This window comes from Pseudomonas sp. BLCC-B112, assembly GCF_028550695.1.
GTDB lineage: Bacteria > Pseudomonadota > Gammaproteobacteria > Pseudomonadales > Pseudomonadaceae > Aquipseudomonas > Aquipseudomonas danubii.
In genome coordinates, this window is the sequence record NZ_JAQQGK010000011.1 from 24,823 (window position 1) to 44,215 (window position 19,393).

Below are 19,393 nucleotides of genomic sequence, written 5' to 3' on the forward strand. Positions count from 1 at the left end.
AGGATGCAGCCACTCGCCAAGGATTTTTTCCATGTACCTACCGCGCGCTTTCGTCGATGAAGACCTCTCCCGCCTGCAAGGCGTGATCCAGCACAGCCGCCTGGCGACCCTGGTGACCTGGGGCGCCCTGGGCCTGCAGGCTAGCCACGTGCCACTGCTGCTGGACCCCGAACAGGGGGCCAATGGCACCCTCTACGGACACTTGGCCAAGGCCAACCCACAGTGCGCCGAGCTCGCCAGTGGCGCCGAAGCGTTGCTGATCTTCATGGGCGAGGATGCCTATATCAGTCCTTCGTTCTATCCGAGCAAGGCCGAACACGGCAAAGTGGTGCCCACCTGGAACTACGTGGCGGTGCACGCCTATGGCCAGCCAGAGGTCTTCACCGACCCGCAGCGGCTGCTGCAGGTGGTCGAGGGCCTGACCGAGCGTCACGAGGCCGGTCGCCCGCAACCGTGGAAGGTGGCCGATGCCCCGGCCGACTACATCGACGGCATGCTCAAAGCGATTGTCGGTTTCGCCCTGCCGATCCAGCGCCTGGAGGGCAAGCGCAAGCTCAGCCAGAACCGCAATGCCGAAGATATTGCCGGGGTCCGCGACGGTCTGGCGGCCAGCGCCGACCCGCGTGACCAACACCTGTCGCAACTGATGGGCTGAGTGCCCGCCCAGAACAATAAAGGAGCTTTCATGAGCCAGATCCAGATCCGCCCGGTTACCACCGCCGACCACGCCGCCTGGCTGCCGTTGTGGCAGGCCTACCTGCGCTTCTACGAAACCGAACTGGCGGACGCCGTGACCCAGAGCACCTGGCAGCGCTTCCTCGATGCCCGCGAACCGACCCACGCGGCCCTGGCCTGGGACGGCGAGCGCGCCGTGGGCCTGGTGCATTTCATCTACCACCGCTCCAACTGGAGCATCGAGAATTCCTGCTACCTGCAAGACCTGCTGGTGACCCCGGACCAGCGCGGCACCGGCGTCGGCCGCCAGCTGATCGAGTTCGTCTACGCCCAGGCGAAACAGGACGGCTGCGCCAAGGTGCATTGGCTGACCCACGAAACCAATGCTACGGCCATCCAGCTCTACGAGCGCATCGCCGAGCGCCCGGGCTTTATCCAGTTCCGCAAACCCCTCTGAACCCGCAAGGAGCCACTGCATGTCGATTTCTCTCGCCGATTGGAAAGGCGTCCCCGCCCCTTCGGCCACCCTGCTTGAAGGGCGTTTCATCCGTTTGGAAAGGCTCGACCCGGTGCGCCATGGCGATGAGCTGTTCCAGGTGCTGCAAGGCCCCGGCGCCGACCCCGTGCTGTGGAACTACCTGCCTTATGGCCCCTTCCCCGAGCGTGCGGCGTTCGATGCCTGGCTCGGTAACCACGCCCTTGCCAGTGACCCGTATTTCTTCACCGTGATCGACCGCGCCAGTGGCCAGGCCCAGGGCCTGATCAGCCTGATGTCCATCGTCCCGGCCCAGGGCCGCATCGAGATCGGCCACGTCACTTTCGGCGCACCGATGCAGCGCTCACCCAAGAGCACCGAGGCGGTGTACCTGCTGGCCAAGGAAGCTTTCGCCCTGGGCTACCGGCGCCTGGAATGGAAGTGCAACAACGCCAACGCCCGCTCGCGCTATGCCGCCGAGCGTTTGGGTTTCAGCTTCGAGGGGGTGTTCCGCCAGCACATGGTGGCCAAGGGGCAGAACCGCGATACCGCGTGGTTCTCGATCCTGGATGGGGAATGGCCGGTGATTGCCAAAGGGTTCGAGCAATGGCTCAGCGATGAGAACCAGAGCGGCGCGGGGCAGCTCAAGTCGCTGGCGGAGTGTCGCGGGTAACCGTGGTTTTCGCCGGCAAGCCGGCGCCTACAAGGGAGCGGTGAACCCGGCCTGGCAGAAGACCTGTAGCCGCTGCCGCAGGCTGCGACCGGGCTGGGCGGCACTCCGACGCAGCGGGCGCCGCCGTTGAAGGCCGCGGAAGGTCCTGCGGACCTTGGCGCAGCCTGCGGCAGCGGCTACAGGGGTCAGCCCAGCTTCTGCGCCAGCACAGCAATATGCTCCGGCCCAATGCCGCAGCACCCGCCGACATGGCTGGCACCGCGCTGGTGCCAGTCCGCCACCCATTGCAGATAACCCGGCGGGTCCAGGTCTTCCCGCAGGGGGCACAGGCCGTCGTTGGCGGTGGCATCCTCGGGCTGCGGCGGGAAGGCGTTGGCGTACACGCCGATATGGATCTGCACCCCCAGGCGCTCGAAGGTCTCGCGAGCGGCATCCACCGCCGCACCAATCACTTCCGGCTGGCTGCAGTTGAACAGCAGGGTCTGCACGCCCAACTGCGCCGCCACCGCCGCCGCTTCAGCCACCGGCTCGCCGGAACGCAGGCGCGGCACTTCATCGACCTCTTCGTCCTTGAGGGTGAAGGACAGCCAGAACGGCTTGCCGTCCTTGGGCAGTCCGGCGTGGATGGCCCGCGCCTCGGCAATCGAGCTTTGGGTTTCTGCGAGCCACAGGTCCACGAAAGGCGCCAGCCCTTTAACCAGTGGGCTCAGCACTTCCTCGACCCGGGACGCATCGAACAGGTCCGGGCGATAGGAACCGAACAGCGGCGGCAACGAACCCGCCACCCGCACCGGCTTGCCGGAGGCCTCTACTGCGCGGCGCGCCAGCTCACCGGCCAGGGCCGCCAGGGCCTGGCCTTCGGCGGCAAAACGCTTTTCACCGATGTGGAAAGGCACCACGGCGTAGCTGTTGCTGGTGATCACGTTGGAACCGCTGGCGATATAGGCCGCATGCACCGCCTCCACCGCCTGAGGGTCCTCGCTCAACGCCAGGGCTGACCACTCGGGCTGCCGGAACGGCGCACCACGGCGCTGCAACTCACGACCCATACCGCCATCCAGAATTACCGTGCTACCTGCGCCCATATGCTTTTTACTCATATGCTTATGAAAATAACTCACTACCGGAGTCGTTCTTATAACTATTAAATACGCACCATTCGGTTAATAACAACTCTTTTTCAGTCAGGATTCCGATGAATTTCAAACCGCTGCTGGCCCTCGGCCTGACCCTGCTTACCGCCTCTTCCCAAGCCTTCGCCGGCGCCACCCTGGAGCGTATCGAGCAGAAAAAGGAGCTGGTCGGAGTGCTGATGGAAAGCTACCCGCCCTTCTCGTTCCTCAATGACCAGAACCAGCTGGACGGCTTCGATGTCGACGTGGCCAAGGCCGTGGCCGACAAGCTCGGCGTCAAGCTGCGCCTGGAAACACCGTCCTGGGATGTGATCGCCGCGGGACGCTGGAGCGGACGCTACGACATCTGCATCTGCTCCATGACCCCGAGCAAGGCCCGCGCCGAAGTCTTCGACTTCCCGGTGCAGTACTACGCCTCGCCGGCGGTGATTGTGGTCAACGCCAAGGATGATCGTATCCACAGCGCCAAGGACCTGAGCGACAAGAAGGTCGGCCTGACCGCCGCCTCCAGCTACGAGAGCTACCTGAACAAGAACCTGGTGATCGAAGGCGCCGAGGACACCCACCTGCAATACCCCTTCGAGAACGTACAGATCGCCCCCTACGACACCGACAACGTGGCCTTCCAGGACCTCGGCCTGGGCCCGGGCGTGCGCCTGGATGCGATCCTCACCAACCTGGTCACCGCCCAGCCGCGGCTGACCCAGGATGCGCGCTTCAAGCTGGCCGGCGAGGCCTTGTACGCCGAGCCCAACTCGGTGGCCATCGAGAAAGGCGATGCCCAGTGGAACGCCAAGGTGCGTGAAGTCTTCGCCCAGTTGAAGCAGGACGGCACCCTGAGCAAGCTGTCGCAGAAATGGATCGGCGCCGATATCAGCCAATGACTGCCTACACGCCACCGCCTCAGCCACCGCAACCGGTGGCTGAACCGCTGCTCAAGCGTCTGCTGGGCTTTCGCACTCGTCTGTACCTGACCTGGGCGGCGCTGCTGGTGCTGTTCGCCAGCTTCTTCCTGAGCTTCGACCTGAAGTTCTCGATCATCCTCGACAAGCTGCCGAACCTGCTGGGCCTGCACCTGTCCCCCAGCGGCTTTCTCCAGGGCGCGGCGCTGACCCTGTTCCTCTGCGCCTGCTCCATCGTCGCCTCGTCGCTGCTGGGCTTTGTCACCGCCCTGGCGCGCCTGTCTTCCAGCGCCGTGGCCTTCGGCATCGCCAGCTTCTATGCCTCGTTCTTTCGCGGCACGCCGTTGCTGATCCAGATCCTGCTGATCTACCTCGGCCTGCCGCAACTGGGGGTGGTGCCGGGCGCCATTACCGCCGGGATCATCGCCCTGTCGCTGAACTACGGCGCCTACCTCAGCGAGATTTTCCGTGCCGGCATCCTTGGCGTGCCCCACGGCCAACGCCAGGCTGCCCTGGCCCTGGGCATGAGCGACAGCGTGATCTTCTGGCAGGTGACCTTGCCCCAGGCCATGCGCACCATCATTCCGCCGGCCACCAACCAGTTCATCTCGATGCTCAAGGACTCGTCGCTGATCTCGGTGATGGGGGTCTGGGAAGTGATGTTCCTGGCCCAGTCCTACGGCCGCTCCAGCTACCGCTACATTGAAATGCTCAGCACCGCGGCGCTGATCTACTGGCTGCTGTCCATCGGCCTGGAACTGATCCAGGCACGGATGGAAAAGCATTACGGCAAGGGCTACGCCAAACGCGGCTAAGGCTCAGGCAAGCGTCGAAGGCCCGGGAATACCCGGGCTTCTTGCCGAGCGCTCAAGTTCATCGAGCAGCGAACGGGCGCGGCTGGTCTTCTGCACCTTCACCACCCCCATCTGCAAGCCGAACGGCTTGAACACCGCATTCAATGACTTGAGGGTCGGGTTGCCGTCACCGTGTTCGATATGGATCAGGGTGCGCAGGGAAATCCGGCACATACGGGCAAACTGGCTCTGATGCAGCCCCGTGACTTCAGTGCGCAGGCGCTTGACCGCGTCGCCAAGCGACAAGCGACCGCCCGCCAGCTCCTGCTGGATGTGGTCGATCAAGGCCCCGCGTTCTTCCAGCGTCATGCTCATCGCAATCCCCACTCCTGCAGGCGTCGGTCCAGGTGGCGCAGGTGAATGCGCGGATGATTGAAGGTGGCTTCGGGCAGGCCGCCGGCACTCAACAGGTCCGGCAGGGCCCGCAGGTGTTCGGCATCTGCCCGCAGGCGCGTCAGGGCGGCCTCGGGATCGAGCAGCGGCTTGAGGCTGGCACACACCAGGCGCCAATCGACGTCGCCGGCTACTTCCATGCGTCCGGGCCATTTGGTGGTGCGGGCAATCCCCTCGTCATCCATGACCTTGGGCGCCAGGTCATGGATCGGGGCCAGGCGCACCTCTGTATCCGTGCGAACCACCGCAAGCGTGCGGCCATGATTGTCGGTGTTGCCGAGGATCCTGTTGAGCAGGTCGCGCCGCAGGTAGTCCGCCACCAGTTCAGGGATCGACGCCTCCTGGCCGGTGGCGCGCCACAGTTCAGCGAGAATCCCCAGGACCTCGGTATGGCGCATGCCCTGCCCATGGCCCACCAGCCCGGCCAGGGAATAGATCGACTCCACCGCCAGACGCTCGACTCCGGCGGGCGTTAGCCGACGGTCAAAACGCTGCATCCACAGGCTTGGCCGCCGCCCCTCTTCCAGCGCCAGCCCAGGCGCCGGGAAGGTCTCGATACCCAGCTGCTGCAGCGCCCGGTAGTAATGGAACTCGCTTCTGAGGATGTCGCAGGCATTCGGCGAAGCCGGGTGACGGGGGAACTTCACCCACCAGTGACGCGCTGCACAAGCGTCATCGAGCAGCGCATCGGGGTACAACAAGCCCTCGCGGTTTTCTGTCAGCAACAGCTTGGGCGCTTCGTCGCCGATGCTCGCCGTGCCACCAAAGGCCGCCGCCTGCTCATGGGCGTATTCAAGAAAACGGTTATCCAGGGTCACCACCTGTTCCCGGGTGAAGCCCAGGGCCGGACGCCTGTGCAGCCCTGCCAAAGATTCCTTGATCCGCAGATGGCCAATGGGCGCCGCAGTGCTTCGGGCCAGGAGGAACAACTCGCTGCCCATGCCATCGGGTCGCTCATGGCCGATCTGTCGGAGCAAAAAGCTGCGTGCCGCCGGCGTTGCGATCAGGTCATAAAGAAAGGCCGGTGCACGGTCTTCTCGCCAGGGCTCCCATCCCAGAGGTATCTGGGCACTGACCGAACGGCCCAACGGGCTGGCAACAGCGTCCAGGTTGTCCACCAGATACTGCGGGACATAACCAAAGCTGCAAGGGCTGGCAAAGCCCTCTTCAGGGTTGTCGAAACTCAGGGTCATGGCGTCGGCCCACGCCCCTGCGCCGTAGAGCTGCAACGTCAGCCGGAGCATTGGGGTACCTGTCATTTGCTGCACTTCAAGAGACATTCCGCTTCAATCATCCGTGCATTATATTGCAGTTTTTCCAAGCCAATGTGCCTATAAGTGCATCAAAATGCACTCCAACAAAATACTCCTCCCAAAAAATGCATTAAAAGACACTTCAGAAAAGCAAAAAAAAGGGGAGCCGTAGCTCCCCCGAGGTAAACCGTTGCAGATGAGGGCCTGAATTCAGCCCTCGATTTCGATGAGGATTTCGCCCGGGTTGACCCGGTCGCCCTTGGCCACGTGGATCGCCACGACCTTGCCGGCGACGGCCGCCTGGACTTCGGTTTCCATCTTCATGGCTTCGGTGATCAGCACCGCCTGACCTTCCTTGACCACGTCGCCTTCCTTGACCAGCACATCGACGATGTTGCCCGGCATGGTGGTGCTGACATGGCCCGGGGCGCTGGCCTGTTTGCGCTTGCTGGTGCCGCCGCCGACGAACTCGTTGAGTGGCTCGAACACCACTTCTTCCGGCATGCCGTCGATGGACAGGTAGAAGTGGCGCTTGCCTTCGGCCTTGACCCCGACGCCAGTGATGTCGACGCGGTAGGTTTCGCCGTGGACGTCGATGACGAACTCGGTAGGCACGCCTTCACCGCCCGGCTTGCTGACGCCACCGGCTTCGGGGATGGGCAGCAACGCTTCCGGAACCAGGGTGCCGGCCTCACGCTCTTCGAGGAACTTGCGTCCGATGTCCGGGAACATGGCGTAGGTCAGCACGTCTTCTTCGGAATGGGCCAGGGCACCGATTTCGCCGCGCAGCTTGGTCATTTCCGGCTTCAGCAGGTCGGCCGGACGCACATCGATCACATCCTCGCTGCCGATGGCCTGGCGCCGCAGGTTTTCGTCCACCTGACCCGGGGCCTTGCCGTAGCCGCCTTGCAGGTAGAGCTTCACTTCGTTGGTGATGGTCTTGTAGCGCTCGCCGGCCAGGACGTTGAAGAACGCCTGGGTGCCGACGATCTGCGAGGTCGGGGTCACCAGCGGCGGGTAGCCCAGGTCGTGACGCACCCGCGGGATCTCGGCCAGCACTTCGCCCATGCGGTTCAGCGCGCCCTGCTCTTTCAACTGGTTGGCCAGGTTGGAAATCATCCCGCCCGGCACCTGGTTGACTTGCACCCGGGTGTCGACCGCGGTGAATTCGCTTTCGAACTGGTGGTACTTCTTGCGCACGGCGTAGAAGTACAGGCCGATCTCTTGCAGCAGCTCCAGGTCCAGGCCGGTGTCGAACTCGCTGCCTTTAAGGGCCGCAACCATCGACTCGGTGCCCGGGTGACTGGTGCCCCAGGCGAAGCTGGAGATGGCGGTGTCGATATGGTCGGCGCCGTTCTCGATGGCCTTGAGCTGGCACATGGCAGCCAGGCCGGCGGTGTCGTGGGAGTGGATGAACACCGGCAGGGACAGCTCGGCCTTCAGCGCCTTGACCAGCTCGCCGGTGGCATAAGGGGTCAGCAGGCCGGCCATGTCCTTGATGGCGATGGAGTCGCAGCCCATGGCTTCCATCTGCTTGGCCTGGGCCACGAAGGCCTCGATGGTGTGCACCGGGCTGGTGGTGTAGGCGATGGTGCCCTGGGCGTGCTTGCCGGCAGCTTTCACCGCTTCGATCGCCACCCGCAGGTTACGTACGTCGTTCATCGCGTCGAAGATGCGGAACACGTCGATGCCATTGACCGCGGCCTTGGCCACGAAGGCTTTGACCACGTCATCGCTGTAGTGGCGATAGCCCAGCAGGTTCTGCCCGCGCAGGAGCATTTGCAGGCGAGTGTTGGGCAGCGCCGCGCGCAATTGGCGCAGGCGCTCCCAGGGGTCTTCCTTGAGGAAGCGCACGCAGGCGTCGAAGGTCGCGCCGCCCCAGACTTCCAGGGACCAGTAGCCGACTTTGTCGAGCTTGTCGCAGATCGGCAGCATGTCTTCGGTGCGCATGCGGGTCGCCAGCAGCGATTGGTGGGCGTCGCGCAGGATGGTGTCGGTTACATGAATCTTCTTGGACATTGTTTTATTCCTCACAGGCCTGCGTGGGCGGCGATGGCGGCGGCGATGGCCAGGGCCAGCTCTTCGGGTTTGCGCTTGATCGAGTAGTTGGTCAGTTCCGGATGGCTTTCAACGAAGCTGGTATTGAACTGACCGCTACGGAATTCCGGGTTACGCAGGATTTCCTGGTAGTAGGCGGCGGTGGTCTTGACCCCTTGCAGACGCATGTCGTCCAGGGCGCGCAGGCCACGGTCCATCGCCTCTTCCCAGGTCAGGGCCCAGACCACCAGCTTCAGGCACATGGAGTCGTAGAACGGCGGAATGGTGTAGCCGGTGTAGATCGCCGTGTCGGTGCGCACGCCGGGGCCGCCGGGGGCGTAGTAACGGGTGATCTTGCCGAAGCTGGGGAGGAAGTTGTTCTTCGGGTCCTCGGCGTTGATCCGGAACTGCAGGGCGAAACCACGGTGGTGGATGTCTTCCTGCTTCACCGACAGTGGCAGGCCCGAGGCGATGCGGATCTGCTCGCGGACGATGTCGATGCCGGTGATTTCCTCGGTGATGGTGTGTTCCACCTGCACCCGGGTGTTCATCTCCATGAAGTACACCTCGCCCTCGGCGAGCAGGAACTCCACGGTGCCGGCGTTCTCGTAGCCCACGGCCTTGGCCGCTCGCACCGACAGGTCGCCGATGTAGGCGCGCTGTTCCGGGGTCAGTTGCGGGCTCGGGGCGATCTCGATGAGCTTCTGGTTGCGGCGCTGGATCGAGCAGTCGCGCTCGAACAGGTGCACCACGTTGCCAAAGCTGTCGCCGAGGATCTGCGCTTCGATGTGCTTGGGATTGACGATGCACTTTTCCAGGAACACTTCCGCCGAACCGAAAGCCTTGGTGGCTTCGGAAATCACTCGGGGGAACGCCTGCTCCAGCTCTTCACGGCTGTTGCAGCGACGAATGCCGCGGCCGCCACCACCGGAGGTGGCCTTGAGCATCACCGGGTAGCCGATGCGGTCGCCTTCAGTCAGGGCTTCGTGGATATCCGCGACGTTGCCTTCGGTGCCTGGGGTCACCGGCACGCCGGCCTTGATCATGCTGCGACGGGCTTCGGTCTTGTCGCCCATGCGGCGGATGACTTCCGCCGACGGGCCAATGAATTTGATTCCACGTTCGGCGCAGATGTCCGCCAGTTCGGCGTTTTCCGAAAGGAAACCATAGCCGGGATGCAAGGCATCACAGCCGGTTTCCACCGCCAGGTTCACCAGCTTGCGGGGGTTCAGGTAGCCGGCCAGCGGCTCGGCGCCAATGCTGTGGGCCTCATCCGCACGCTTTACATGCAGGGCATGGCGATCAGCGTCGGAGAAGATCGCTACCGAACGGATGCCCATCTCGGCGCAGGCACGCACGATTCGTACGGCGATCTCACCACGGTTGGCGATCAGGATCTTTTTTATCACTTGGAGGTTCCCTTGAGCCGTTGGAACAAACGACCCGCTAGACCGAGTCGGCGCGTGACCAAATGTTTCAAGTCAGTCGCCGCGTCACACTAGCTCTGCAGAGGGATTAACAAAAATCAATAATTATTGGGTTGGGCATAAGTAAAGACTTATAGTTGTGCTACCAGCCCTTGGCGCGAGCACTGAAAAATGCGTAAGTCCTTGATGAGACTGACATTACGTCAGTTGCAGATTTTCAATGAAGTCTGCGATCTACGCTCCTACAGCCGCGCCGCCGAAGAAATGAATCTCACCCAGCCCGCGGTCAGCCTGCAGATCCGTCAGCTGGAGGAGCTGATCGGCCAGCCACTGTTCGATTACGTGGGCAAGAAGCTCTACATGACCGAAGCCGCCGAGGCCCTGCAACGTGCCAGTCGGGACATCTTCGGGCGCCTGGAAAACCTCGACATGCAGCTCTCGGACATGCAGGGCTCGCTGCAGGGCCAGCTCAAGCTGGCGGTGGAATCCAGCGCCAAGTACTTCGTCCCGCACCTGTTTGCCGCCTTCAAGCGCCAGCATCCGGAAGTCCACCTGCAACTGACGGTGGTCAACCGCGCCCAGGTGATCCGCCGCCTCTCGGACAACCGCGATGACCTGGTGATCATGTCCATGGTGCCCCAGGACATGGAGCTGGAGTTCCTGCCCTTCCTCAACAACCCCATCGTCGCCGTGGCGCCGCCGGATCATCCCCTGAGCCACATGGGTCCGCTGCGCCTGCAGGACCTGGAGCCCTACACACTGGTGCTGCGCGAGCCGGGCTCAGGCACGCGCCTGGCCTGCGAGGAGTACTTCAAGGAGAAGCGCGTGCACTTCACCCAGATCCTCGAAGTGTCGTCGGCGGAAGCTCAGCGCGAGTGCGTGCGGGCGGGTCTGGGCGTGGCCTTGCTGACGCGCCACGCCCTGAACCTTGAGTTGGCGACCGGCGGCTTGATCGAGTTGCCGGTCGAAGAGCTGCCATTGCTTCGCAGCTGGTGCCTGGTGCAGGCCAAAGCCAAACGCCTGTCACCGGTAGCGCATGCGTTCCTGGGATTCATCCGCAGCGAACGCGTGCAGATCAGCGGGCTGGTTGAACGCTTCGACGGGAAGCCGCGGGTGCCGCCTGCCAGTAATTGACGGCCTCAAGCTCGGGGTAATCGTTGATTTGCTGCTGCAACTGACGCAGCTCGAAGCGGTGTTCGATCGCACGACGAAATTCCATGCGGCGCTGGTCTTCCTGCTGACGACGGGTCTTGACTGCGCTGTTGCTCTCTTCGTAAGGCCGGGCCATTTCGAGTCTCCCAATGCGAGTACGGGAGCTTCACGATGGACGTCGGCGGTTACGGTTTGGCGGCGGGTCGGTTACAGGACGATGAACATTCGCAGCGCCTACCTATCTGTAGGAGCTGGCTTGCCAGCGAAGGCGTCCGTCAGCGCGATGCACAACCCAGAGGCCTCATCACCGGCCAGAGAGACTCAGTCGTCCAGGGCTTTGACCGACTTGGGCGACAGACGCAGGCTGCGCAGACTGCGCTTGACGCTCTTGAGGTGGTTCACCAGGCTCGGCCCGCGGGCCATGGCCACACCCATGGCCAGCACGTCGATCACCACCAGGTGGGCGATACGCGAGGTCAGCGGGGTATAGATCTCGGTGTCTTCGTGCACATCGATAGCCAGGTTGACCGTGGACAGCTCGGCCAACGGCGTCTGGCTCGGACACAGGGTGATCAGCGAGGCGCCGCTTTCACGCACCAGATTGGCGGTGATCAGCAGGTCCTTGGAGCGCCCGGACTGGGAAATACAGATGGCCACGTCGGTAGGCTTCAAGGTCACCGCCGACATCGCCTGCATGTGCGGGTCGGAATAGGCCGCCGCAGTCAGCAGCAGGCGGAAGAACTTGTGCTGGGCATCCGCCGCCACCGCGCCCGACGCGCCAAAGCCGTAGAACTCCACACGCTGGGCCTGGGACATGGCGGTCACCGCCTGCTGCAGGGCCACCGGATCGAGCTTCTCGCGAACTTCCATCAGGGTGTGCAGGGTGGTGTCGAAGATCTTCAGGCTGTAGTCAGCGACAGAATCGTCTTCATGGATCGCGAACTGGCCAAAGCTGGCACCGGCGGCAAGGCTCTGGGCCAACTTGAGCTTCAAGTCCTGAAAACCGGAGCAACCGATGGCCCGACAGAAACGCACGATGGTCGGTTCGCTGATGCCCACGCTGTGGGCCAGGTCCGCCATGGAACTGTGCATCACGGCCGCAGGATCAAGGAGCACGTGATCGGCGACCTTGAGTTCCGATTTGCGTAACAAATGACGTGACTGGGCGATGTGCTGCAACAGGTTCAAAGGGCTGGACTCATTGTTATTGGCTGACGCCGGGGATGTAGCAAGCTTGTAGTTATACTACAGGAATCGTCTTTTTGCCTGTTCAATGCATCATCAATTTGCCGGCCTGCCCCCCATTTTCAGCCGGGTACGACTTATGTAGCCGTTGTGGCTGGCGTCGCCGCCCACTAGCCAGACTGGGCCTGCAACAGCTGCGCGAGCGCTTCGGCATTCACCGGACGACTGATCAGGTAGCCCTGCACTTCATCGCAGTGCTCGGCCCGCAGGAAGGTCAACTGCGCCGGGTCCTCGACCCCCTCGGCCACCACTTTCAGCGATAGCCCGTGCGCCATGGCAATGATTGCCCGGGTAATCGCCGCGTCCTCGCCACCTTCGGCAAGGCCACGGATAAAGGCCTGGTCGATCTTCACGTAGTCCACCGGAATGCGCTTGAGGTAGCTCAGGGACGAGTAGCCCGTGCCGAAGTCGTCGATGGCCAGCTTCACTCCCAGATCACGCAGTTGCTGGAAGGTCGCGATGATGTGCTCGACGCTGTCCAGGAGCTGGCTTTCAGTCAGCTCCAGCTCCAGGAAATGCGGCGCAAGGCCGGTTTCTTCCAATACCTGGCGCACCAGGCTCACCAGCTTGCCTTGGCGCAGTTGATACACCGACAGGTTGACCGACACCCGAATCGGCTCCAGCCCCTGGCGCTGCCAGTCGCAGGCTTGGCGGCAGGCCTGGCGCAACACAAATTCGCCGATGGGCCCGATCAGCCCGGTCTCTTCCGCCAGGCCGATGAAGTCCCCCGGCGGCACCCGACCCATGGTCGGGTGATCCCAGCGCACCAGGGCTTCGGCAGCATTCAGCCGGCCCGTGGCCAGGCACAGCTTGGGTTGGTAGAACACCATCAACTGGCCTTCTTCGATGGCCTTGCGCAGCTGGTTCTCCAGTTGCAGACGCTCCAGGGTGCTGGCCTGCAGGCTCTCGGTGTAGAACTGGAAGTTGTTGCCGCCCAGGTGCTTGGCGTGGGCCATGGCCATGTTCGCCTGACTGACCAAAGCAGCAATCTCCCGGGCGCTGTCCGGCAGCATGCTGATGCCCATGGAGGCGCTGACCACCAATTCATGGCCATCGACGGTGATCGGCAGGCGCAGCTTGCTCAGCAGCCGGGTCGCCACCCGCGTCAGGCTCGACAGGCTGCCGTAGGCGTCGAACAACACAGCGAACTCATCCCCGGACAGCCGGGCGATGGTGTCGGCCTCCGGCAGGGCATTGACCAGTCGCCTGGACATCTTCTGCAGCAACTGGTCGGCCACTTCATGGCCGAGGCTGTCGTTGAGCAACTTGAAGCGATCCAGATTGATGTGCAGCAAGGCCAGGCTGCGGCCGCCCTGGCGTACCCGTTGATGGGCCTCGCCCAGGCGCTCGCGAAACAGGGAACGGTTGGCCAGCCCGGTGAGTTCATCGTAGTGAGTGAGGTAGCGCATGCGCTCCTCGGACTCGCGCCGAGCCGAGAGATCGGCGAAGAAGCCCACGATGTGGCGGATTTTCCCTCGTTTATCCCGCACTACATTCAATTGCAGCCATTGCGGATAGAGCTCGCCGTTCTTGCGGGTCTCCACCAGCTCGCCCTGCCAACTGCCGTGCTGCTCCAGGGCCTGATGAATCAACGGGTAATGCCGGCGGGCATCGCGGCTACAGGACAGTTCCACCACATTGCGCCCGAGCATGTCCTCGATCTGATAGCCCGTGACCTGGCTGAAGGCCTGATTGGCGGCGATCAGGGCGTACTCGGGGTCGAGGATGACGATGCCTTCACTGGCCGCCTCGAACACTGTCGCCGCCAGATTGCGCTGCACCTCCACTTCCTTGTCGGCGCTGATATCCCGCCGCGTGCCCACCATGCGCAACACCCTTCCACCAGGACTGCGTTCCACCGCCCTGCCCCGGTCCTCGATCCACACCCAATGGCCGTCGCCATGGCGCACCCGGTACTCGACCTGGTAATCCTCGCTGCGGCCCTTGAGATGCTCCACCAGGGCACGTTTGAGCAGCGGCAAATCCTCGGGGTGCAGGCGCGGCTTGAGATGGCTGAGCATCGCGGTGACGTCTTCGGGCTCCAGGCCAAACAGTTCCTTGATCTGGGTGTGATGGATTTCGTCGGTCTGCAGGTTCCAGTCCCAAAGTCCCAGCTCGCTGGCATTCAGGGCCAGGGCCAGGCGCGCCTCGCTCTTGCTCAGGGCCTGGTTGGCCTGGTCCAGTTCCAGGCTGCGCTGGGCCACCCGCTGCTCCAGTCCCGCCTGGGCTTCACGCAATTGTTCTTCGGCCCGTCGGCGCTGTTCGATCTCACGGGCCAGCTCGCGGTTGAGCTGGCTGCCGCGGCTCTGGGCATCCTGCAGATGCTCGATCAGCGCCTGATTCTGAAAGCGCCGCAACAGGCCTCGCTGAATCAGGCGGTTGACCTGCCAGGCCACAACGCTCAGGGATACCAGGAGAATCAGCCCAAGCCAGCCCCAGCCGCGCTGCTGATCGTCTCCGCCCCAGAACAGATAGGCGATGGCCGGCAACAGGCAGGGCAATGTGAAGGAGAGAAAAGCCTGCAGGCTGACCGCGTAGGCCACGCTGGCGGAAAGAATCGCCGCGCCGATCAGGCCGAAAACCCAGGCCTGCTGCAAAAAGCTGTCGGTGGGCACCAGGGCGATGCCGGCGCAGGCCAGGGTCAGGCCACTGACCGCCGACCCCAGAAGAAACATGCGCTGCCAGATGGGCTGCGCCTGGCGACTGGGAATCGCCGAGTCGAACGCCGCCACCTGGATCACCCGCAAGGCCACCAGGGCCAGCAGCCAGACCATCCACACGCTGAGCAACAGATAGCGCGCCGGACTCCAGAGCAACCAGGTGCACACCAGACCGTTGAGCAGCATGAAAAGGGTCGGCAGCAGCGAGCCCTGATACAGCAGGCGCGTACGCTCCACTGCCATCTCGACGGCGTAATGCTGGCGGATGCCCCCCGGCGCCATGAAGGGCCCGGACGGGTCGGGGTTAAGTGTCATAGGCAGTATTCTTATAATGTAGAGCCCGAAACGTCGGCGGAGCATACACAAGCACAAGCTCGAGCCAAACTGCTCTGGATCATAAAATCGATAAAACAAATCCCTCCGTAATCCGCCGTGCAAGTGTGCGCGCGAGAGACACCAATGGCTGCGGCCTGTGACCAACCGGTCGTCCCCGGCCGTTGTTTTATCGGCTAATGCAATGCCGGGTTTGCCCGGGGTGACGCGGCCCCCTAGAATGCCCCGATGCGCGATGATCTCTCCCTCCTGTTGAACTCCCTCAACGATGCCCAACGCCAGGCCGTAGCTGCCTCCGTGGGTCGTCAGTTGGTCCTGGCCGGTGCTGGCTCCGGCAAAACCCGAGTGCTGGTGCACCGTATCGCCTGGTTGATCCAGGTCGAGAACGCCTCGCCCCACTCGATCCTGTCGGTGACCTTCACCAACAAGGCCGCCGCCGAGATGCGCCACCGCATCGAACAATTGCTGGGCATCAACCCGGCGGGCATGTGGGTCGGCACCTTCCACGGCCTGGCGCACCGCCTGCTGCGAGCCCACTGGCAGGAAGCCGGCCTGAGCCAGACCTTCCAGATTCTCGACAGCGACGACCAGCAACGCCTGGTCAAGCGGGTGATCCGTGAGCTGGGCCTGGATGAGCAGCGCTGGCCGGCCCGCCAGGCCCAGTGGTTCATCAACGGTCAGAAAGACGAAGGCCTGCGGCCGCAACATATCCAGGCCAGCGGCGATCTTTTCCTGGCCACCATGCGCGGCATCTATGAGGCCTACGAGGCTGCTTGCCAGCGCGCCGGAGTCATCGACTTCTCCGAACTGCTGCTGCGCGCCCTGGACCTGTGGCGCGACCACCCGGGCCTGCTGGCGCACTACCAGAAGCGCTTCCGCCACGTGCTGGTGGACGAGTTCCAGGACACCAACGCCGTGCAATACGCCTGGCTGCGGCTACTGGCCCAGGGTGGCGACAGCCTGATGGTGGTGGGCGACGACGACCAGTCGATCTACGGCTGGCGTGGAGCGAAGATCGAGAACATCCATCAGTATTCCGCCGACTTCCCGGACACCGAAGTGATCCGCCTGGAGCAGAACTACCGCTCCACCGCCGGCATCCTCAAGGCTGCCAACGCCCTGATCGCCAACAACACCGGGCGCCTGGGCAAGGAGCTGTGGACCGATGGCGGCGACGGCGAAGCCATCAACCTGTACGCCGCCTTCAACGAGCACGATGAAGCCCGCTATGTCGTGGAAACCATCGAGAGCGCGCTGAAAACCGGCCTGGCCCGCAGCGACATCGCCATTCTCTACCGCTCCAACGCCCAGTCCCGGGTGCTGGAAGAAGCGCTGCTGCGCGAGCGCATTCCGTACCGCATCTATGGCGGTCAGCGCTTCTTCGAACGGGCCGAGATCAAGAACGCCATGGCTTACCTGCGCTTGCTGGAAGGCCGGGGCAACGACGCAGCCCTGGAACGGGTGATCAACGTTCCAGCCCGGGGCATCGGCGAAAAGACCGTCGAAGCCATCCGCGAACACGCACGCCACAGCGATGTGTCGATGTGGGAAGCCATGCGCCAACTGGTGGCCAATAAAGGCCTCACCGGTCGTGCGGCCGGCGCCCTCGGCGCTTTCATCGAGCTGATCGAGAACCTGGCGGCCAAGACCCAGGAAATGCCCCTGCACCTGATGACCCAGACGGTGATCGAGCAGTCGGGGCTGATCGCCTACCACGAAGCGGAAAAAGGCGAGAAAGGCCAGGCTCGGGTGGAAAACCTTGAGGAACTGGTGAGCGCCGCGCGCAACTTCGAGAACACCGAAGAAGACGAGGACCTGTCGCCCCTGGCGGCCTTCCTCGGCCACGCGTCCCTGGAAGCCGGCGATACCCAGGCCGACGAGCACGAAGACAGCGTGCAACTGATGACCCTGCACAGCGCCAAGGGCCTGGAGTTCCCCTACGTGTTCCTGGTGGGCATGGAAGAAGGCCTGTTCCCCCACAAGATGAGCCTGGAAGAACCCGGCCGCCTTGAGGAAGAACGGCGCCTGGCCTACGTGGGCATTACCCGGGCCATGCAGAACCTGGTGATGACCTATGCAGAGACCCGTCGTCTATATGGCAGCGAAACCTACAACAAGGTGTCGCGCTTCGTACGCGAGGTGCCCAAAGGGCTGATCCAGGAAGTGCGCCTGTCCAACAGCGTCAGCCGGCCTTTCGGTGGCGGCCAGTCGCAAAGCACCAGCAGCCTGTTCGGTGGCAGCGAGATTCCGGACACCGGCCTGAGCCTGGGTCAGGCCGTGCGCCATTCGGTCTTCGGCGACGGAGTGATCCTCAACTTCGAAGGTGCCGGCGCCCAGGCCCGGGTCCAGGTCAACTTCAGTGAAGGCAGCAAATGGCTGATGCTCGGCTACGCCAAGCTGGAAGCCATCTAACCGCAGACGATCCGCAGGCGCTGGCTTGCCAGCGAATCTTGCTGGTGAAGAACCTCTTCGCCAGCAAGCCGGCTGCTACAGGTCAGCGCAGAAATCGCCCTGATCAGCGCTGGCGTGGTACTGCTGGCAATGCGTCGCTGCTCGGCTTGGGGATTGAACCAAAACCACGTCCTTACAGACCAAAAACCCATCGGCGAGCATGATTGCGGACAGTGCTGAATCAAGCCTTTCAGGCAAAAGCCCGAAACATTATGCCGCTCGCCACTGACACTTGACCTGTGCAATATGGCGCGCGTGCCATCCACAAATGGGAACCCCCTTTATGAAACGTTTTCTTAGCATCGCCATGGCGCTGTGCATCGGCCTGACGATGAGCCTCGACGCCAACGCCAAGCGCTTCGGTGGCGGCAAAAGCGCCGGCGCTGCCCCGACCCACCAAACTCGCCAGGCGGCGCCAACCACTCCGGGCGCTCCTGCCGCTGCAGCCACCGCTGGCGCAGCCGGAGCTGCAGGTGCCGCGGCCAAGGCTAGTGGTGCTTCGCGCTGGCTCGGCCCTCTGGCTGGCATCGCAGCCGGTGGCCTGCTGGCCTCCATGTTCATGGGTGACGGCTTCCAGGGCATGCAGATCTTCGACATCCTGATCATGGCGGTCATCGCCTTTGTGATCTTCCGCTTTATCGCCGCTCGCCGTCGCAAGCAGCAGGAGCAGTTCGCTCCAGCGGGTCACGCACCGATGCAGCGTGAAGCTTTCGAGCCTCAGCAACCGGCTGGCGGTTCGATCTTCGGTGGCTCGGCAGCACCTGCCGCGCGTCCGGTGATCAACGCTCCGGCCTGGTTCAACGAAGAGCGCTTCATTGAAGCGGCGCGCAATCACTTCCAGTCCCTGCAGCAACACTGGGACGCCAACGAAATGGACAAGATTGCCGAGTTCGTCACCCCGCAGATGCTGCAGTTCCTGAAACAGGAACGTGCCGATCTGGGCGACAGCTTCCAGTCCACCTACATCGACAACCTGCAAGTGCAACTTGAAGGTGTGGATGACCGTGCCGACAAGACCATCGCCACCCTGACCTTCAGCGGTGTATCGAAGACCTCGCGCTTCGACCAGGGCGAAGTGTTCAGCGAAAGCTGGAACATGGAACGCGCCCAGGGCGACAACCAGCCATGGCTGGTGGCAGGTATCCGCCAGAACGGCTGATTCATTCTGCTGTCACAGCTGTAAGGCAAAACCCCGACTCAGGTCGGGGTTTTGCATTTCACGATTGCACTTATAGCGAGCTACTGTATAAACCGCCGTCAAACAACCGCGCCATAGAGCAAAGAGGACCCAGGCCGTGGAAGAAGTCATCGAACAACTCCGAGAAGCCAACGAACCGGTACCCGTCCCCCTGGAACTGCCGGACGAAGACCAACTGGTGGAAATTGAAGAACAGCTGTTCATCAATATCCCGTTCGTCTTCAAAGAGTTCCTGTTGACGGTCAGCGACGTGGTTTACGGCAGCCTGGAACCGGTCACCGTCACCGACCCGCAATCCCACACCTACCTGCCGGAAGTGGCCGCGACCGCCTGGGACCTGGGCGTGCCTCGTGAGCTGATCCCGATCTGCCAGGACGGCGACGACTACTACTGCGTCGAAGAAGACGGCACCGTGGTGCTGTGGTCCGGCGAAGAAGAGCTGATCACCGAAGAGTCCTGGGAATCGGTGTGGCACTGGGCGCGGGACGTTTGGCTGGAAAGCTGAGCCCCCGCCGTTGCAACCGGCTCGCCA

The 19,393-nt window shown here is 63.1% G+C and carries 16 protein-coding genes and 1 pseudogene; 9 read left to right on the forward strand and 8 right to left on the reverse strand.

Annotated elements, in window-relative coordinates; genetic code table 11:
- The first annotated feature begins 31 nt into the window (after nt 1–31).
- The 3 genes from PQT43_RS25620 to PQT43_RS25630 are packed head-to-tail and all read left to right on the forward strand — an operon-like array spanning nt 32 to nt 1,823.
- Nucleotides 32–655 (forward strand): FMN-binding negative transcriptional regulator, encoded by a 624-nt coding sequence (locus PQT43_RS25620; RefSeq protein ID WP_272754973.1) that lies wholly within the window; start codon nt 32–34, stop codon nt 653–655.
- Between the two features lie 30 nt (nt 656–685).
- The gene (locus PQT43_RS25625; protein ID WP_102881351.1) at nt 686–1,132 is read left to right on the forward strand and encodes a GNAT family N-acetyltransferase; all 447 of its coding nucleotides are present in this window, start codon (nt 686–688) and stop codon (nt 1,130–1,132) included.
- Between the two features lie 19 nt (nt 1,133–1,151).
- Nucleotides 1,152–1,823, forward strand: coding sequence for a GNAT family N-acetyltransferase (locus tag PQT43_RS25630; RefSeq protein ID WP_102881352.1), 672 nt, complete (start codon nt 1,152–1,154; stop codon nt 1,821–1,823).
- A gap of 185 nt (nt 1,824–2,008) precedes the next feature.
- Here PQT43_RS25630 and PQT43_RS25635 read toward each other — a convergent pair whose 3' ends face one another.
- Complete coding sequence (locus PQT43_RS25635; RefSeq protein WP_272754975.1) at nt 2,009–2,908, reverse strand: homocysteine S-methyltransferase family protein; 900 nt, start codon at nt 2,906–2,908, stop codon at nt 2,009–2,011.
- Nucleotides 2,909–3,018: 110 nt separating this feature from the next.
- Between PQT43_RS25635 and PQT43_RS25640 the strand changes: the two genes are divergently transcribed.
- Both PQT43_RS25640 and PQT43_RS25645 read left to right on the forward strand, forming a co-directional pair.
- Nucleotides 3,019–3,840, forward strand: a complete 822-nt coding sequence (locus PQT43_RS25640; protein WP_102881355.1) for an ABC transporter substrate-binding protein — start codon at nt 3,019–3,021, stop codon at nt 3,838–3,840.
- Nucleotides 3,837–4,673 (forward strand): amino acid ABC transporter permease, encoded by an 837-nt coding sequence (locus tag PQT43_RS25645; protein WP_102862364.1) that lies wholly within the window; start codon nt 3,837–3,839, stop codon nt 4,671–4,673. Before PQT43_RS25640 ends, PQT43_RS25645 begins: the two co-directional genes overlap by 4 nt.
- A gap of 87 nt (nt 4,674–4,760) precedes the next feature.
- Here the strand turns inward: PQT43_RS25645 and PQT43_RS25650 are convergent.
- From PQT43_RS25650 to PQT43_RS25665, 4 genes and pseudogenes are all read right to left on the reverse strand, one after another.
- Nucleotides 4,761–5,027: pseudogene (locus PQT43_RS25650) on the reverse strand (helix-turn-helix domain-containing protein); the annotation flags it as partial.
- Nucleotides 5,024–6,298 carry a type II toxin-antitoxin system HipA family toxin gene (locus PQT43_RS25655; protein WP_272755053.1) on the reverse strand — a complete coding sequence of 425 codons (1,275 nt, stop codon included), beginning with the start codon at nt 6,296–6,298 and terminating at the stop codon, nt 5,024–5,026. The gene PQT43_RS25655 and the pseudogene PQT43_RS25650, both read right to left, overlap by 4 nt.
- A gap of 270 nt (nt 6,299–6,568) precedes the next feature.
- Complete coding sequence (gene oadA, locus PQT43_RS25660) at nt 6,569–8,377, reverse strand: sodium-extruding oxaloacetate decarboxylase subunit alpha (RefSeq protein WP_102862366.1); 1,809 nt, start codon at nt 8,375–8,377, stop codon at nt 6,569–6,571.
- An 11-nt stretch (nt 8,378–8,388) separates the two neighbouring features.
- Nucleotides 8,389–9,804 carry an acetyl-CoA carboxylase biotin carboxylase subunit gene (locus tag PQT43_RS25665; RefSeq protein ID WP_025131542.1) on the reverse strand — a complete coding sequence of 472 codons (1,416 nt, stop codon included), beginning with the start codon at nt 9,802–9,804 and terminating at the stop codon, nt 8,389–8,391.
- Nucleotides 9,805–9,993: 189 nt separating this feature from the next.
- Between PQT43_RS25665 and PQT43_RS25670 the strand changes: the two genes are divergently transcribed.
- A complete protein-coding gene (locus PQT43_RS25670) occupies nt 9,994–10,956 on the forward strand; it encodes a LysR family transcriptional regulator (RefSeq protein ID WP_267269145.1) in 963 nt (320 codons plus the stop codon).
- Here the strand turns inward: PQT43_RS25670 and PQT43_RS25675 are convergent.
- The 3 genes from PQT43_RS25675 to PQT43_RS25685 form a co-directional block, all read right to left on the reverse strand.
- Nucleotides 10,898–11,110, reverse strand: coding sequence for a PA3496 family putative envelope integrity protein (locus PQT43_RS25675; RefSeq protein WP_081002137.1), 213 nt, complete (start codon nt 11,108–11,110; stop codon nt 10,898–10,900). The two genes, PQT43_RS25670 and PQT43_RS25675, sit on opposite strands and share 59 nt — an antisense overlap.
- A 185-nt stretch (nt 11,111–11,295) precedes the next feature.
- Nucleotides 11,296–12,162 (reverse strand): transcriptional regulator HexR, encoded by an 867-nt coding sequence (hexR, locus tag PQT43_RS25680; RefSeq protein ID WP_011064325.1) that lies wholly within the window; start codon nt 12,160–12,162, stop codon nt 11,296–11,298.
- 167 nt (nt 12,163–12,329) lie between these two features.
- Nucleotides 12,330–15,194 (reverse strand): EAL domain-containing protein, encoded by a 2,865-nt coding sequence (locus tag PQT43_RS25685; RefSeq protein ID WP_102881358.1) that lies wholly within the window; start codon nt 15,192–15,194, stop codon nt 12,330–12,332.
- A gap of 246 nt (nt 15,195–15,440) precedes the next feature.
- On the opposite strand from PQT43_RS25685, the gene uvrD reads away from it, so the two are divergent.
- The 3 genes from uvrD to PQT43_RS25700 all read left to right on the forward strand — a co-directional run bounded on the left by uvrD (nt 15,441) and on the right by PQT43_RS25700 (nt 19,366).
- Nucleotides 15,441–17,624, forward strand: coding sequence for a DNA helicase II (uvrD, locus tag PQT43_RS25690; protein WP_267269146.1), 2,184 nt, complete (start codon nt 15,441–15,443; stop codon nt 17,622–17,624).
- Between the two features lie 322 nt (nt 17,625–17,946).
- Nucleotides 17,947–18,822 carry a Tim44 domain-containing protein gene (locus PQT43_RS25695; protein ID WP_267269147.1) on the forward strand — a complete coding sequence of 292 codons (876 nt, stop codon included), beginning with the start codon at nt 17,947–17,949 and terminating at the stop codon, nt 18,820–18,822.
- A 136-nt stretch (nt 18,823–18,958) separates the two neighbouring features.
- Complete coding sequence (locus PQT43_RS25700) at nt 18,959–19,366, forward strand: SMI1/KNR4 family protein (RefSeq protein WP_102862372.1); 408 nt, start codon at nt 18,959–18,961, stop codon at nt 19,364–19,366.
- The last annotated feature ends 27 nt before the right edge of the window (nt 19,367–19,393 follow it).